Origin of the sequence: Clostridium hydrogenum (genome assembly GCF_021432385.1) — a bacterium.
Lineage (GTDB): Bacteria > Bacillota > Clostridia > Clostridiales > Clostridiaceae > Clostridium_S > Clostridium_S hydrogenum.
Genome location: NZ_JAEACT010000003.1, coordinates 372,792 through 390,047, shown reverse-complemented (window position 1 = coordinate 390,047; position 17,256 = coordinate 372,792). Strand labels below are relative to the sequence as shown.

The following is a 17,256-nucleotide window of genomic DNA, read 5'->3' as shown; positions in this document are numbered from 1 at the left end:
TGATGTGGTATACGAGTGTCGAAGAAATATTTTAAATAAAATTGTATAAACCTTAGTGGGGAATTTTTTGAAAACTTTAGAACTTTCAATTGTTTAAGCTTCCTCTCAGCGAGTTATTGAAAGTTCTTAAGTTTTCGGAAAATTTGCCACTTAGGTTTATTAATTTTATTTAAGATTTCGAGATACTCGTAGACCACATTATTTTTAATGTACCTGTCCCTTGTTATTTGGTTTTGCACTACACCTTTGTTCGCAATATTTATTATTTGTATATTAAATAATTTTTGTGCGACAGCCCCTTTACGTTATTTTCACTCCTTCAAGATCATTTTTGAATTGTAGAAACTTATATTAAGATGTGTTAAGATGTAAACAAATCAGCATATCTACAAATGAAGCACTTGGAGAAAAGTGGGTGAAAACAGATTTGAATAGAAGACATCGTGATATTTTAAATTTAATTTTAAATGCAGAAGAATTTATTACTGGAAATGAGCTGGCTAAACTTTGTAATGTAACAATTAGAACAATAAGGCGAGATATAAAAAAAATTAATGATATATTAAAAGCATATGGTGTTGAAATAGATTCTAGCTTAAAAAAAGGATATTTTCTTAATAAAAAAAATAAAGATATTTTAAAGAAAAATAATATTATTAGAAAAGTGTTAGATCATGAGTATATAATTGAAATTCCTAGTTTGCCAATAGACAGGCAAATGTACATATTGCTAAAATTAACAATTAAAAAATATATTTCTGTAGAAGAATTGGCAGAAGCTTTATATGTGTCAGCGGCTACTGTAAATAATGATGTCGTTTTAATTAATAAATGGCTAAAGAAAGATTTGAAATTAAGAATTAGTTATTCTTTAAGTAAGGGAATTACACTTAAGGCAAATGAAATAGAAAAAAGAAATATTATCAGTTGGGTTTTAGCAGTACGGCTTAATATAAGTACTGTTTTGAAGTACTGGAATTACTTATTCTATGATAAAGAGGTTATTAAAGTAGCTAGGGAAATTTACCATATTGTAAGCTTCGAAACTAAAAAACATAATTACTATCTATCAGGACATAGTGCTCAACTTTTATGTTATGAAATATTAGTTGCATTTAAACGACAAAAATTAGGACTTAATTTAATTGATGTTGAGGACGGTAAGCTTATGGCAGTGATGCTTAGTATAAGAGAAAAAGTAGAAATGAAATTAGGACTAAAATTATTAAAAGCGGAGTGGCTTAATTTGCAGCAATATTTTAAATCAAAGCAATTTTTGAAGGGAACAGATATTAAAAATATTGAAACAGAAGAAGCTGTTTTTATAGTAGAGGAGTTTTTTAGAACTTTATATAAAAAGTATAGCATAGATTTAAATTGCAATACTGATAATAAATATAAGCTACTTCTATATGTTGTGCCAATGATAAATCGTTTAAAATATATGCATTGCATACCGAATAAAATAGATGAAAAAGTTATTAAAGCATATAAAACCGAATTTAAGATGGCAACTGAAATTAAACATATTATTAAGAAAAAGCTAAATTTAGATATTAGACTAATTGATTTGGCTTATATAACTGTTCATTTAATATCTATGTGTGGGCTGTGGAAATACAAGTTAAACACTATAATTGTTTGTGATTATGATGAGTCTATATTAAGTTTCATTAAGGATAAAGTTAAAAATAGTCTTGGGGAAAAACTAGAAATAAGTAGAGTTTATGATTATCAGGAATTTATGTATGAAAATGAAGAAAATTTAAAAAATGTAGATTTTATAATTACAACTTCAACAATAGCGGATATTACTAATATTCCTTTCGTTAGAATAAATCCTGAAATTGAACAAAGTGACATCGATATGATAGCCCAATATATTAATAATTCTAGGAGCATGTGAACAATATAGGTATTATTTAATAAAAATTTTCACTATTTGTGGTGACATACTTTAGTTTGTGGAGAGAATATTAGATTATTATAATAAAACTATATCTCTAAACAAAAATCTAAATTCTTAAAAATATTATAGAAAGTTATTGAAGGAGGAAAAGCGATATGCTTACTATTGGATATATCGGAAATGGCAAAAGCACTAACAGGTATCATCTACCATTTGTTTTACAAAGAGAAAATATCAGGGTAAAAACTGTTTATCAAAGAAATTCTAAAAATGAAAAATGGGCTAGGATTAAAGGTGTAAATTATACTTCTAACCTTGATGAATTATTAAATGACGAAGAAATACAATTGATTGTGGTGTGTACACTACATAATAGTCATTATGAATATGCGAAAATGGTATTAGAACATGGCAAAAATTGTTTGGTTGAAAAACCTTTTATGGAAACTTTGGAGCAAGCAAAAGAAATCTTTGCATTAGCAAAGGAAAAAGGGTTAGTTTTAGAAGCATATCAAAATAGACGCTTTGATAGTGATTTTTTAACGGTTCAAAAAGTTATTGAGAGTGGGAAATTAGGTGAATTACTAGAACTGGAAATGCACTTTGATTATTATAGACCAGAAGTACCTGAAGCTGTTACTAGCTTTGACCCATATTCATCATATTTATATGGCCATGGCTGTCATACTTTAGATCAGGTGATTAGCTATTTTGGTAAGCCAGATGATATACATTATGATGTGAGACAATTACTTGGAACAGGGAGAATGAATGATTATTTTGATATTGATTTATATTATGGAAAGCTAAAAGTATCTGTGAAATCAAGTTACTTTAGAATTAAAGAAAGACCAAGTTTTGTTGTATATGGCAAAAAAGGTTGCTTTGTTAAAGAGAAAAAAGACCGACAAGAGGAACATTTAAAATTATTTTATATGCCAGAAAACAAAGATTTTGGTGTTGACACATTTGAACATTATGGCGTGCTTACTTATGTTGATAGCAATGGGGATATGCATGAGGAAAAAGTGAAATCAGTAAAGGGTGATTATGGAAGAGTATATGATGACTTGTATGAAACCATTATAAATGGCAAAAGAAAGACCATAACGGATGAACAAATAATATTACAAATGGAAATATTAGAAACAGGAATAAAAGATTTAAAATAAGCTGAATAAGTGAGGAAACAATAAGATGAAGGAAGAGGCTTTAAGAAAAATGTGTGCTGAGAAGGCCATGACTTATATAAAAAATAATACTGTAATTGGTCTGGGTGCAGGAAGGAATATTGCTTGTTTAATTGAACTTATTAGCAAAGCAATTCAGAAGAATTTAAAAATTAAAGTTATTACACCCTCCATAAGCACAAAACATCTTTGTATACAGCATGGAATAGAAGTAATTCCAACAACTTTTGTGTCTGAAGTAGATGTTGCTTTTGATGGTTGTGGTGAGGTTGATGAAAACTTTTATGCATCAAAGGGCGGTGGAGGTATCTTCACAAAAGAAAAAATAATTGCCTCAATGGCTAAAGAATATATCTTACTCATTGATGAACAAAAATTAACTAAGAATTTAACTGATAGGTTTCCAGTATCTTTAGAGATAGTTAAAGATTCATTGGGTTATGTGAGTAAGAGACTTAAAGATTTTGGAGGCATACCTGTAGTTAGGACTAGTAATAATAAGGATGGATATTTAGTTACTGATGATGGTAACTTTATAATAGATGTAAAATTTGAAAAGGTTGATGATTTTAAAAGTTTAAATGATGATTTAAGAGAGATTACAGGAGTGATAGAAACCTCTATATTTACTAAAGATGTTACAAAATTAATAGTGGCGAGAGAAACAGGAGTAAAGATTATTTCGAAATTTTAATTAATCTGGAGGGGTAATTATGAAATTAGGTATTGTTGGGGCTGGAATGATTGTAAAGGATTTCTTGGAAACCACTAATTATTTGAAGGGGTTAGAGTTAACCGCTATTTTCGGAAGAAAAAGTAGTGAGAAAGCCATAAATGAACTTAAAAATGAATATAAAATCAAAAGTATTTTTTATGACTATGATGAATTGTTAAACAGCGATGTTGATACTGTATATATTGCATTGCCTAATAATTTGCATTTTGAATTTTCTAAAAGGGCACTAGAGGCAAATAAAAATGTTATTGTTGAAAAGCCGATGACATCAAACTATAAGGAAGCTTTAATATTAAATGATTTAGCTAGAGAAAGAAAACTATTTATATTTGAAGCAATTACTAATCAATATTTACCTAATTATAAAAAAATTAAGGAGTTGCTTCCAACCTTAGGCAATATAAAAATAGTTCAATGTAATTATTCTCAATATTCTAGTAGATATGATAGGTTTAAGGAAGGTAACACGCTGCCTGCATTTGATCCTAATTTTTCTGGTGGGGCTTTAATGGATTTAAATATTTATAATATTCATTATGTGGTTGGTTTATTTGGAAAGCCTAAAAATGTTGAATATTATCCTAACATAGAAAGAGGAATAGATACGTCTGGAGTATTAATTTTAGATTATGAAAACTTTAAATGTGTTTGCATTGGAGCAAAAGATTGCAGGGCACCTATTGCAAATAACATTCAAGGTGACAAGGGATGTATATATCAAGATAATCCAACTAATGTGTGTGAAAAATTTGAATTATTAATGAATGATGGAACTAGTAAGCTAATCAATGAAAATAATTATAAACACCGAATGGTTAATGAATTTATTGAATTTATAGATATAATTAGTAAAAAGAATTTTGATAAATGCTATGAAATGTTAGAGCAAAGCTTAATAGTTAGTGAAGTTCAGACAATTGCTAGAAATAAAGGTGGAATTAGATTCCCTACGGATTAACTAATCAATATAATAAAATAAAGTTTTTTGTGATTTAAATCATATTATATTGAATTTAAACAGGTTATAATATAGTGAGAAATTAAAGGGAAATAATAAAATACTAAAGATAAAATGCTATAATTCACAGGGAGGAAAAGGCATGTTTAAAGAATGGGAAGGATTTAAAGAAGGAACCTGGCAAGAAGGAATAGATGTAAGGAACTTCATTCAGAAAAATTATAAATCATATGAAGGCGATTCCAGCTTTTTAGAAGATAAAACAGAAAGAACAAATAAGGTATGGGAAAAGGCTTATGCATTAATAGTAGAAGAAGTTAAAAAAGGGATAATTGACGTTGCAACGGATAGAGTTTCTGGAATAGATAATTATGAAGCTGGGTATATAGATAAAGAAAATGAAGTTATAGTTGGTCTTCAAACAGATGCACCACTTAAGAGAATTGTAAATCCATTTGGTGGAATGAGAATGGTTCAAAGCTCATTAAAAGAATATGGATATGAGCTTAATTCAGATATTGAAGAGCATTTTTCAAAATATAGAAAAACTCATAATGAAGGTGTATTTGATGGCTACACAAATGAAATAAGGCTAGCTAGAAGTGCAGGCTTACTCACAGGACTTCCAGATGCCTATGGAAGAGGAAGAATAATAGGTGATTATAGAAGAGTTGCGCTTTATGGAATAGATTATTTAATAGAAGAAAAGAAGCAAGATCTCTATAATCTTACTGGAGATATGCTAGATGAATTAATTAGAAAAAGAGAAGAAGTATCAATGCAAATAAGAGCCCTAGGTGAAATAAAAGCTATGGCAGCAAAATACGGAATTGATATATCAGGTCCAGCGGCAAATGCAGTAGAAGCAGCTCAACATTTATATTTTGGATATTTAGCAGGTATAAAAGAAAATAATGGAGCAGCAACTTCCTTTGGAAGAACGTCAACTTTCTTGGATATATATATTGAAAGAGATTTAGAAAAAGGTTTAATTACAGAAAAAGAAGCACAAGAAATTGTTGACCAATTAATAATTAAATTAAGATTAGTTAGGCATTTAAGAACACCAGAATATAATGAATTATTTGGAGGAGATCCAACTTGGGTAACTGAATCAATTGGGGGTATTGGGATAAACGGCAAACCTCTTGTTACAAAAAACTCTTTTAGATATCTTCATACATTAATCAATCTTGGAACATCTGCTGAACCAAACTTAACAGTATTATGGTCAGATGAATTACCAGAAAACTTTAAGAAATATTGTGCAGAGATTTCAATAAAAACAGATTCAATTCAATATGAAAATGATGAAATTATGAGACCAATATATGGAGATGACTATGCTATAGCCTGCTGTGTATCAGCAATGAAGGTTGGAAAGCAAATGCAATTTTTTGGAGCTAGATGTAATGTTGCCAAATCATTATTATATGCTATTAATGGTGGAGTAGATGAATTAAAAGGAATAAAAGTAGTTCCAGGAATAGATAAAATAACTGATGAAGTTCTAGACTTTGATAAGGTAAAGGCAAATTATTTTAAGGTTTTAGAATATGTTGCAAAAACTTATGTAGATACAATGAATATAATTCACTTTATGCATGATAAATATGCTTATGAAGCAGGACAAATGGCACTTCATGATACAGCAGTAGAAAGGTTAATGGCTTTTGGTATAGCAGGTCTTTCAGTTGCAATAGATTCATTATCTGCAATTAAGTATGCAAAGGTTAAGCCAATTAGAAATGAAGAAGGAATAGCCGTAGACTTTGAAGTTGAAGGAGATTTTCCTAAATACGGTAATGATGATGATAGAGCTGATGATTTGGGAGTAGAGTTAGTTACTAAATTCTCAAGTGAACTTAAAAAGCATCCACTTTATAGAGGAGCTAAGCATACCTTGTCAGCACTTACAATAACATCAAATGTTATGTACGGTAAAAAGACAGGAACAACACCAGATGGAAGAAAGAAAGGCGAACCCCTAGCCCCAGGGGCAAATCCAATGCATGGTAGAGATATAAATGGAGCCTTAGCATCACTTAATTCCGTTGCTAAAATACCATACAATGAAATTTGCCAAGATGGAGTTTCAAACACATTTTCAATAGTTCCAGATGCACTTGGAAAAGATGAAAGTCAAAGAATCAATAATCTTGTTTCTATCTTAGATGGATATTTTGTTCAAGGTGCTCACCATCTTAATGTCAATGTTCTTAACAGGCAAACGTTGATAGATGCAATGGAAAATCCAGATAAGTATCCAACATTAACTATAAGAGTTTCAGGTTATGCAGTTAACTTTAGCAGATTATCTAGAGAACAACAATTAGAGGTTATAAGCAGAACTTTCCATGAAAGTATATAAGGCATATTAAAGAAAATTAGTGGCAAGTTGCAAATGAATAGTTTGTAACTTGTCACTTTTTAGTTATTTTGATACATGCGATATGAATGGTGGGGAAGAATATATATTATGGCAGCTAATTAAAAATAAATGTTTTGAAGCTATTTTGCTTGGCAATGGAGGATGATTGTGTGGATAATAATTGCATAAATTGGTGTAATAGTTGCAGTGGGCAATGTGCAGTAAGCAAAGTGCCTATATTTGAAAATTTAAATAATGAAGAATTGATAGAGGTAGTAAAGACTATTGAACATAAAGAATATTCAAAAGGAAATACTATTTTTATAGAAGGAGATACAGCTAATACTTTATATTTCATAAATGAAGGAAAAATAAAGTTGTATAAGCATACAAAGGATGGAAAAGAGCAAATATTACATGTGCTTTCAGAAGGGGATTTTTTTGGTGAGTTAGAATTGATAAAATCATACAAGCATAGATTTAATGCTAAAGCAATAGTTGCTTCAAAAATATGTACACTTACTAAAGATGAAATGAAGAAAATAATAATAAGAAATCCAGAGATAGGAATAAAGTTATTAGAAACTGTAGCAGAAAGGTTGGCAAAGGTTGAAAGGCTTGTTCAAAATCTTGCAACTAATAACGTGGATTCAAGAATGGCCTATTTATTAATTGATTTAGCAGAGAAATATGGAACGAATATAGGAAAAAACATATCTATAAAATTGCCATTATCAAGAGAGGAAATGGCAAATTATATTGGTGTTACAAGAGAAACTATAAGCAGGAAGCTTAAAAAGTTTGAAGATGAAAAGCTAATAGAAATAGCGGAAACAAAAAACATAATCATATTAAATGAAAATGGTTTAAAAGATTACATGTAAAGTTCAGTATTATATTTTTTTGTGGCAAATCTCTTAGGCTTTATAGGTAGTAGTGAAATGTATTTTATGGTAAAATTTAAAAATAGAAAAAGAAGATATTTTAAAGGGGAGATTATGTTTATGGAAAATAAAAATTTGTATACTTTGACATTAAATATGGAAACTGAGGGAATTAAGATAAGTCCTATGCTGTATGGTGCTTTTTTTGAAGATATAAATTTTGCAGGTGATGGTGGAATTTATGCTGAACTTATTAAAAATAGGTCTTTTGAATATTTTGATATAAATGGTGTCCTTGATGAGAGATTGATGGGGTGGGAAAAATTATCTGATAAAGAGAGTGAAATAGAAATTGAAGTTGTTTCTGATGCACCACTTAATGAAAACAACATAAATTATCTACATATAGATGTAAAAAAATTAGAGAATATAGCGGGAATAAAAAATTTAGGCTTCAATAATGCAGGATTTTTAATTAAAAATGGGGAAAAATATGATTTTTCTATGTTTGCTAGGGCTTCTCTAGACAAGGATGTAAAGGTTATCGTAACTATACAGAATAATGATACGGGTGAAATTTATGGACAAGCTTCGCTTAGTATTAAAGGAAATCAGTGGAGGAAATATGAAACAGAAATCCTTTCAAATAATACATTTAATAATGCAGTTTTTGTTTTATACGTGGAAACTGAAACTAGCCTTGATATTGACATGGTTTCGCTATTTCCAAAGAATACTTTTAATAATAGAAAAAATGGTTTAAGGGCTGATTTGGTGCAGTTCTTAAAGGATTTAAAGCCAGCTTTTTTGCGTTTTCCAGGTGGATGTGTTGTAGAAGGTAGAAGTTATGAAAATATGTATAGATGGAAGGATACTATTGGTGATATATCACAAAGAAAAATAAATTGGAATAGGTGGCAATTGAAAGAGTATCAATTACCTAATCAGAATTCTGATGAATATTTTCAGTCTTATGGCTTAGGATTTTATGAGTACTTTTTATTGTGTGAAGATATTGGAGCTGAGCCAGTGCCAGTTTTAAATGTTGGTATGACTTGTCAATGGCATGAAGGTTTGCTAGTTTCTATAGGTGAATTAGATGAATATATTCAGGATGTATTAGATTTAATTGAATATGCGAATGGCGATGAAACTACGGTATGGGGCAAAAAGAGAATAGAAAGTGGACATGTTGAACCTTTTGGCTTGAAATATATAGGTATTGGCAATGAACAATGGGGAGAGGATTATTTTGAAAGGTATGAAATATTTCATAAAGCCATTAAGAAGGTTTACCCTGATATTAAACTTATAACAAGTGCTGGATGGACATCAGATGGTAAAGATTTTGACAATGCCTATAAATGGATGAAAAAAACTGAAGAAAAAGCTGACCTTGTAGATGAGCATTTTTATAAGAGTCCTGAATGGTTTACACAAAATATCAATAGATATGATAATTATAATAGAAAACTTCCTAAGGTTTTTATAGGTGAATATGCAGCACATACATCAGCCGTAATACATGAAAGGCGAAATAATTGGGAAACTGCTCTTTCAGAGGCTGCATTTTTAACTGGTGTAGAAAAAAATTCTGATCATGTTTTGATGGCTAGCTATGCACCACTACTTGCAAAAAGTGGATATTCTCAGTGGCAGCCAGATTTAATTTGGTTCAATAATAGTGAAGTCTATGGCACGCCAAATTATTATGTACAACAAGTTTTTGCTAATAATCTAGGTGATAAAATAATACCTACAATTTTAGAAAAGAGCAATGTATTGGATAATAGCGTATGCAAAAGCAGTGATACTGACGATCTTTGTGTTGCAGCAAGCATTGATAATGAAACTAATCAAATTATTTTAAAGGCAGTGAACTTATCATGTGAAAAAATTAAATCAGTTATAAAAATAAAAGGGAAAAATAATATAGCACCTTGCGGCAATAGTATTATATTAAAAGCAGAAAAGTTGTCAGATGAAAATACGTATGAGAATCCGACTAAGATATCGCCTATAATAAAAGCTTTTGATGGAGTAGGTTCAGAATTTACTTATGAATTTGATAAATATAGTGTCACTGTGCTAAGGATACAATTATAGAATTAGATAAAACTCACAAAAAATAAAAAAGGAAAATATTTTTTTAGTCTACATGAAAATAAGTAATCATATAATAAATTCTGTAATAATTATAAAGGATTCTAAGTTTGACATGGGTATTTATCTACTTTATAATTTATTAGGCATATTAAAAAAATAATAAGTCAAAATTGAGAGATAGTTTTTTGCAATATAAGGAACTGTAACACGTTAATAATGGTTGCCATATTGTGCTATAGTGACGAAGTATTACGCAAAACTAGCCGAAAGATGGACTTGCTATTTTCTTTAACATGTCTTAAGTAAATCTGGAAGGTAAGGAAGCGAAATTTAAAATGATGAATATTGTAAAAACCGCAATTATAACTATAATAATATCAATTATTTCTGGGTTACTTTTAGAGTATTTTAAAAATTTAGCACCTAGAATATTGTGTAATATAGGAAATTGCGTACCTATGAAAAAGGATGATAAAAGAATTTATGCATATGCTATTACTGTTAGAAATGTATCAAAAAAAATAATTCATGAGTTAGCTATAAATGTACAAAGTTCAAAAAGCAGCTTGAGTATTGGAAATGCAAAAATAACAAAAGGATTAAAATTTGATTCTTCAATAAAAAATAACATTTTAGATATCAATATACCTTTTTTAAGTAAGGGTGATAAATTCACAGTTACAGTATATGTAGAAAACCGTAATAAGCCTGTTATTGTAATGAGATCACCTGAAAACTTTAAAAGAATAGATTCTGTAGAAGAAATGGGATTTTTATATTCATTATTTAATGCATCTAAAAATGTAAAACAGGAAGTTCCGGGTAAAACTAAAAAAGATGATGATTTTACAATGATTATGGATAAGCCATTAGACAATGAAAAATCAATCGGTAGAGCAGATAGAGATATAATCCATAGAAAAAAGAAGCTTAGCAACAATAAAAAAGCAGGTATAGCTATTGCATCTGTTGCCTTATTTATAATTATTGGAGCCTTAGTAAAGTTTTGTTTGAAAGGAACAGCACCATCCACTAGTGCGCAAACTTCTACTGTAAGAACTGATGATTATAAACAGTCTAGTGATACACAACAATCGTCAAAAGAGTCAAATAAAGGTACAGATGTAAAACCATCAACGAATAAAACAAATACAAATACAATAACAAAACCACAGGCAGGAGGAGCAGCTCAAAATAAGGGCACGAATGCAAATCCATCGAATGCTGGAACAAATGAAAACAACGATTCAAAAGCATCAGCAGGTGGAACAACTACAGATCAAAATGCAACAAAAAATCAAACAACAACCAATAAGGATGCAAATACAAAGACAGGAACAGATGGTTCAACTAGCAACACGGATACAAAACCATCAACAAATGGTACAACCGCAGGGTCAGGTACAAATACAAGCACAACCACAAACCCAGGCGGAACAGACCAAAATACAGGTAAATAGGTAAAAGGAAGTGTTAGTACAGATTTTAGTAATAAATTTTGTTTCTGTACTACACTTACTTCACATTTATATTATATTGTTTTAGCAGATTTGTTACAGTATCACTTGGCTTGGCTTCTGTAATAATGCTGTGAAAATCAGATACATTTGAAAAATTAAATATCCCATCTAGATTGAATCTCTCATTTGGTGCCATTAAATATAGCTCTTTTGATATACTCATAATAGTTTTTTTTGTACCTGCATCTTCAGATAAACCAGTACTAACAGCTCCATTTGTAAGATTTATTCCACTACATCCAATAAAAGCTTTATTACAGCTATAAAGTTTGATTTGCTCAATGGAATGAAAACCTATATTTCCGCCGACAAAGGCATTGTAGTCCCCGCCTATAAAGATAACCTTCATTTTTAAATCCACGTGAAGTAGTGATGATATTTCAACCATATTTGTTATTAAAGTAATGTCTTTATTGTTTTGTATAAGCGACTTTGTGAGAAAATAAGAAATACTTGAAGCATCCAAGAAAATTGTATCGTTATCATTAATTAAAGCATATGCTTTTTTTGCAATTATTTCTTTTAAATTTGTATCTTTTTCAACACGCTTAAATAAAGTTTCAGGATATGCTATAGTACGTTTTATGTTAATTGCGCCGCCGTAAGTACGCTGTAATAGGTTGTTTTTTTCTAAAAATTGAAGATCTTTTCTAATCATACTTTCGCTTACCTGAAATTGTTCACTTAAATTTTTTACTAGTACTTTTCCGTCTCTATCTAATAAATCTAAAATATGTTTGTGTCTTTCTTCAATAAACATAGTTTCCTCCAATTTGTTCTCATTTGATTCTATTTTATCAAGTATAAGGCTAAAACGCAACTAATTTAATTGACAAATGGTAATAAATGAAATAAAATAATATTAAATGATAGTAAATTGTATTAAATGATAATGAATAGTTAGAGAGGAAGAAGAAGTTATGAAGAAAGCAGTATTTTTTGATATTGATGGAACTTTAATGGATTGTTTAAATGGGATTACCGATATTACTCCAAGGGTAAAAAAAGCTATACGCACATTACAAGCAAATGGAAATTATGTTTTTATAGCAACAGGTAGACCGTATGCGTTTTTAAGTGATGGTCTTCGTAATTTTGGATTTGATGGTTTTGTACTTACTAATGGTGCATATGTACAAGTTAAAGAAAAATGTATATATAAGAAAGCTATTAATAAGTACTATATAAAAAACTTGGTAGATAATTTTGAAAAACTTCATATTCAATATATATTACAAGGAGAAAAATATTCGTATATCAAAGATGAATATGAGAAATTGCATTCATTTTACGATTCTTATAACATATCTAAAAAATATTTAAAAGGTAATTATAATCTGGAAGATGTAAACATATATAAAATCGAGATGCTCTGCAAGGATAAAGATGCGGTTGATTATTGTCTATCACTAGAAGATGATGATTATGACTATATTTATAACGAAGAAACAAGTTCTTTTGAATTATATTCAAGAATGAATACAAAGGCTTCAGGACTATTAAAAGTGCTTGATTTTTTTAATATTCCTTTAGAGTATAGTTATGCTTTTGGTGATGGAAAGAATGATGTAGAAATGCTCTCAACGGTAGGCTGTGGGATAGCTATGGGAAATGCATCAGATTTTGTGAAAAGTCGTGCTAAAAAAGTTACAGATACAGTGAAAAATGATGGTGTAGCTTTGGAAATAGAAGAATTTATTTTATAATGTATTAATTATTTGATAAATAATCGAAATGTTAAGGTTAAACACAAAATAATATAGTATAATACAATCATTGGGATTAGTCTTAAAGGAGTGAAAGAAAATGAGTGAATTTTTAAAGATTGTCAGGGAAAGAAGATCGGCCGATAAATTTGTTGAAGGCATTACAATACCTAAGGAAGATTTTATCGATATATTTAAGGAACTTTCGTTAGCACCATCTGCTTTTAATTTACAACACGCAAGATACTATGTTGTAGAAGATAAGAAAAAGCAGGAAAAAATCTATGATGCGGCATTTAAGCAGTATAAAATTAAAACTGCGTCAGCAACAATAATAGTTACAGGAGACAAAAATGCTTATTTATCAGCAGACAAAATTTACGAGGGGTCAATGATGCTAGGAATGCTTGATAAAACTGAGTATGATATTATGATAAATAGTATTAAGAATCTTTATGAAGGTTGGGGAGAAGGCTTTAAGCACGATGAAGCTATAAGAAATGCATCCTTGTCAGCAATGCTATTTATGCTTCTTGCAAAAAATAAGGATTGGGATACATGTCCAATGATATATTTTGAAAAAGATAAAGTTAAAGAAATTTTGGGTATTCCAGAAAATGAAGTCCCAGTTTTAATGATTACTATGGGTAAAATGGATAGGAGTAGCAGCAAAGTTAGGGGCTATAGAAAGCCAGTTGATGAATTTGTTAAATTTTATTAAAAATATATAAGTTTACCAAGAAAAGGCTATGTTTTAAATAAGTGTAAAAAGCAACACTTATTTAAAACATAGCCTTTTGGTAAAGTAAAAATAAATCAAGTAGTAAGATCAATTAAACAATCTAGTGAGCATGTTGCTAAATTTGTGTAAGGGCTGTATCAATTCCCAAAAGTGGAAATGACACAACCCTTCTTTTAATTTTCTTATATTTTATTTTGTCAGTGAAGTTTTACATGGTGGATGTCATATAAGGCATATTTTATGTGTAAAAGTTTACTATAATAAAGTCTAAAATACGAAAAAATGTAAATTATTATATAAAATAACCGATAAAAGGAGTATAATTACTTATAAATGTATTAATAAGAAGGGTGGAATTTAAGTAAAATGGGTACAAAAGAAACAAAAGTGAAAAATAAATTTGAAATTTCAAGAATAAACAAAATTAATTTTATACTTTTATGGGGTATAAATATTTCTTTAGCTCTTCAAATATTAGCATTAGGTAAAAAACAGGGGGTTGTAATGGCTGGTTTACTAGTTTCTGCTGGTATTGCTGGAACCATAATTTATTTAGTGCCAATTAAAGCTTCAATAAAAGGAATTGCTATTTGTTTACTGCCATTTTATACATGTTGTTATTTATTGTATATGCTGCATGGTGAGCCAATGATATTTTTGGCTTTTTTTGGTGGTATATCTATGGTTGCTCTATATTTTAAGGCAAAAATGTTGGTTAGTTATTCGGTAATAATTAATATTTCATTAATTATTATATACATAATATCACCAATTGCAGTAATGGGTACTAGGGCATCTACTAGTGAGTTTTTCCAAAGGCTAACTATCATTGATGGTGTCATATTAGTATTATATTTTTTGACAAAGTGGGGGAGGGATATTATTGAAGATTCAGTATTAAAGGAAAAGAAAGCTAATGAATTGGTAAAAAAACTTAAAGACACAATGAAAGAAATTGAAAAAAGTACAGAAATATTAAATGCTAGTGTAGCAGTATGCAATGAAAATATAGGTACAACGAAAGTTTCAAGTGATAGCATAACTGCTGCAGTTCAAGAAATATCAAAGGGAGCAGAAACGGAATCATATAGTGCATCCAATATAAATTCTGATGCAAATGAGGCAATTAATTTAGTTCAAAAGGCTACAGGAATATCGGACAAGCTACACAATGCTATTAAGCAAATTAATTCCAGTGTAAATGAAGGAATAGATCAAATGAAAAAGATGGAAGATGAAATAGATTTGGTTGATGGAGCTGTTGGTTCAGCTTATTCTATAGTTGGAGAATTGGAAACAAATATAAATAAAATAAATGACTCTTTGAATTCTATAGTAGAGATATCAAATCAAACAAATTTACTTTCATTAAATGCATCTATAGAAGCTGCAAGAGCTGGAGAGGCCGGAAAAGGTTTTGCTGTTGTAGCTGAAGAGGTTCAAAAATTGGCAGAAGAAAGTTCCGAAACAGTAAAGGAAATTTCGGAGGTTATTAATGTTCTAAATGAAAAGGCAAGGGAAACCTTTGAAACGGTGAAAAATGGAAATTTAGCTGTAAAAAGCGGAAAAGATATATCTACTAAAGTAACTGAGAAGTTTGGTGAATTTAGCAAAGCATTTAATTATATTGGTGAGTATATTTCTAATGAACATGAAGTGGTAAATAAGATAAATGAGGCATTTTTAGATATTCAAAGTAAAATTAATGAAGTGGCAGATGTATCAAGGGAAAATTCGGCTTCATCTGAAGAGATATTTGCTGAAATGGAACAGCAGAATGGCAGAATTGATTATATTAAAAAATCTATTTCAGAAATTGATGAATTATGCCAAAATCTAAAAAATTATAAATTAGAAGAGGGGATATAAAATGAGCGAAAATTTAAATGAAAAAATATGTATTGTAGGAGCAGGTCCATCAGGCATGTCAGCTGCTTGGTATTTACAAAAAAAAGGCTACACAGATGTAACTGTTTTAGAGAGACTTGATAGGGTTGGTGGTAAATGCAATACTCCTAAATTTGATGGTAAGTATTATGAAATGGGAGCGGTAATTGGTCTTCCTACTTATTATAAATCCTTAGCATTAATGGATGAAGCGGGAATTGAATATTATCATAAGGAGATACATGGTAAATATTCTGATGGTAGTACTGGAAAGTATATCGAGTATTTTACTAAAGAAGAACAGGATCAGTTAAAGCTTCAAATTGCTAAATTGCAGCATTTAATTCAAACAAAATATCCAGACATAAAAAAGCCTGGTCATGAGAAAGTGCATCCTGATTTAGCCGATACATTTGAGAATTTTTGTATAAAAAATGAAATCCCCTTAGTATTGAAGTTGTGGATTAATCCTTATACGGGATATGGATATGGTTATTTTAATCTTGTTTCTGCAGCATATGTACTTCAATATTTAGATGTTCCAACAATGATGGGATTTATAAATAAAGAATTTATTTTGTGGAAAGAGGGAACTGAAAGTATATGGCATCAGCTAAATGCTAAGTTAAATAAAAAAGTAAGACTTTGTACACATATTGAGAAAGTGGTTAGAAATGACAATAAGGTGTATGTATATACTGATTTTGGCAAGGAAGAATATGATAAAATAATATTTTCATCACCACTTCAGGATTTAAAAAATTATGTTGATTTGGCAGAAGAGGAGGGCAATTTATTTTCAAAAATAACGTATATGGAATTTTATAACTATGCATGTTTGGTTGAAAACCCTACTCATTTATCAACATATGTTCCAGGAAATATGATTCAATCTAGAGCTGGACATGTTGTATTCTTTTACGATAGGACAGATGAAGGCAACAATGTAATCACGTTTGATATACTTGGAAATCAAGGTGAAAAGGTTACGTCAGAAACTTGCAGGAAGTATTTAGAAGAAGACATAGAACTTCATAATATGCATTTAAAAGATATAGTAATGCATAAATGTTGGAGATACTTTCCTCATATAAATACAGAGGAAATGAAGCATGGCTGGTATGATAAAGTTGAAGCACTTCAAGGTAACAAGAACACATATTATGCAGGAGAAATAATGAGCTTTTCTGATATGGAAGAGTGTGTTTCTTATTCTAATTATTTGGTAGAAAGATTCTTTTAGCTTA

At 29.7% G+C, this 17,256-nt stretch carries 13 protein-coding genes; 12 read left to right on the top strand and 1 reads right to left on the bottom strand.

Annotated elements, in window-relative coordinates:
- The first annotated feature begins 415 nt into the window (after positions 1 to 415).
- The 8 genes from CUEA01_RS15015 (at position 416) to CUEA01_RS14980 (ending at position 11,614) form a co-directional block, all read left to right on the top strand.
- Positions 416 to 1,906: a BglG family transcription antiterminator gene (locus CUEA01_RS15015; RefSeq protein WP_234122503.1), complete on the top strand. Its 1,491-nt coding sequence runs from the start codon at positions 416 to 418 to the stop codon at positions 1,904 to 1,906.
- A gap of 158 nt (positions 1,907 to 2,064) precedes the next feature.
- Complete coding sequence (locus tag CUEA01_RS15010) at positions 2,065 to 3,081, top strand: oxidoreductase (protein WP_234122502.1); 1,017 nt, start codon at positions 2,065 to 2,067, stop codon at positions 3,079 to 3,081.
- A gap of 25 nt (positions 3,082 to 3,106) precedes the next feature.
- Entirely contained in the window at positions 3,107 to 3,793 is a 687-nt protein-coding gene (gene rpiA, locus CUEA01_RS15005; protein WP_234122501.1) for a ribose 5-phosphate isomerase A, read from the top strand.
- A gap of 19 nt (positions 3,794 to 3,812) precedes the next feature.
- On the top strand, positions 3,813 to 4,793 hold the full coding sequence (locus CUEA01_RS15000; protein WP_234122500.1) for a Gfo/Idh/MocA family protein: 981 nt from the start codon (positions 3,813 to 3,815) through the stop codon (positions 4,791 to 4,793).
- A gap of 142 nt (positions 4,794 to 4,935) precedes the next feature.
- The gene (gene pflB, locus CUEA01_RS14995; RefSeq protein WP_234122499.1) at positions 4,936 to 7,164 is read left to right on the top strand and encodes a formate C-acetyltransferase; all 2,229 of its coding nucleotides are present in this window, start codon (positions 4,936 to 4,938) and stop codon (positions 7,162 to 7,164) included.
- A gap of 170 nt (positions 7,165 to 7,334) precedes the next feature.
- Positions 7,335 to 8,048, top strand: coding sequence for a Crp/Fnr family transcriptional regulator (locus CUEA01_RS14990; RefSeq protein ID WP_234122498.1), 714 nt, complete (start codon positions 7,335 to 7,337; stop codon positions 8,046 to 8,048).
- Positions 8,049 to 8,168: 120 nt separating this feature from the next.
- On the top strand, positions 8,169 to 10,154 hold the full coding sequence (locus tag CUEA01_RS14985) for an alpha-L-arabinofuranosidase C-terminal domain-containing protein (protein WP_234122497.1): 1,986 nt from the start codon (positions 8,169 to 8,171) through the stop codon (positions 10,152 to 10,154).
- 335 nt (positions 10,155 to 10,489) lie between these two features.
- Positions 10,490 to 11,614: a hypothetical protein gene (locus tag CUEA01_RS14980; protein ID WP_234122496.1), complete on the top strand. Its 1,125-nt coding sequence runs from the start codon at positions 10,490 to 10,492 to the stop codon at positions 11,612 to 11,614.
- A 55-nt stretch (positions 11,615 to 11,669) separates the two neighbouring features.
- Here CUEA01_RS14980 and CUEA01_RS14975 read toward each other — a convergent pair whose 3' ends face one another.
- Entirely contained in the window at positions 11,670 to 12,434 is a 765-nt protein-coding gene (locus CUEA01_RS14975) for a DeoR/GlpR family DNA-binding transcription regulator (protein ID WP_234122495.1), read from the bottom strand.
- A 160-nt stretch (positions 12,435 to 12,594) separates the two neighbouring features.
- Here CUEA01_RS14975 and CUEA01_RS14970 point away from each other — a divergent pair, with 160 nt between their 5' ends.
- The 4 genes from CUEA01_RS14970 to CUEA01_RS14955 all read left to right on the top strand — a co-directional run bounded on the left by CUEA01_RS14970 (position 12,595) and on the right by CUEA01_RS14955 (position 17,252).
- Positions 12,595 to 13,380, top strand: a complete 786-nt coding sequence (locus CUEA01_RS14970; protein WP_234122494.1) for an HAD family hydrolase — start codon at positions 12,595 to 12,597, stop codon at positions 13,378 to 13,380.
- A 100-nt stretch (positions 13,381 to 13,480) separates the two neighbouring features.
- Positions 13,481 to 14,101 carry a nitroreductase family protein gene (locus tag CUEA01_RS14965; protein ID WP_234122493.1) on the top strand — a complete coding sequence of 207 codons (621 nt, stop codon included), beginning with the start codon at positions 13,481 to 13,483 and terminating at the stop codon, positions 14,099 to 14,101.
- A 387-nt stretch (positions 14,102 to 14,488) separates the two neighbouring features.
- Positions 14,489 to 15,991 (top strand): methyl-accepting chemotaxis protein, encoded by a 1,503-nt coding sequence (locus tag CUEA01_RS14960; protein WP_234122492.1) that lies wholly within the window; start codon positions 14,489 to 14,491, stop codon positions 15,989 to 15,991.
- Position 15,992: 1 nt separating this feature from the next.
- Complete coding sequence (locus tag CUEA01_RS14955) at positions 15,993 to 17,252, top strand: FAD-dependent oxidoreductase (protein WP_234122491.1); 1,260 nt, start codon at positions 15,993 to 15,995, stop codon at positions 17,250 to 17,252.
- The last annotated feature ends 4 nt before the right edge of the window (positions 17,253 to 17,256 follow it).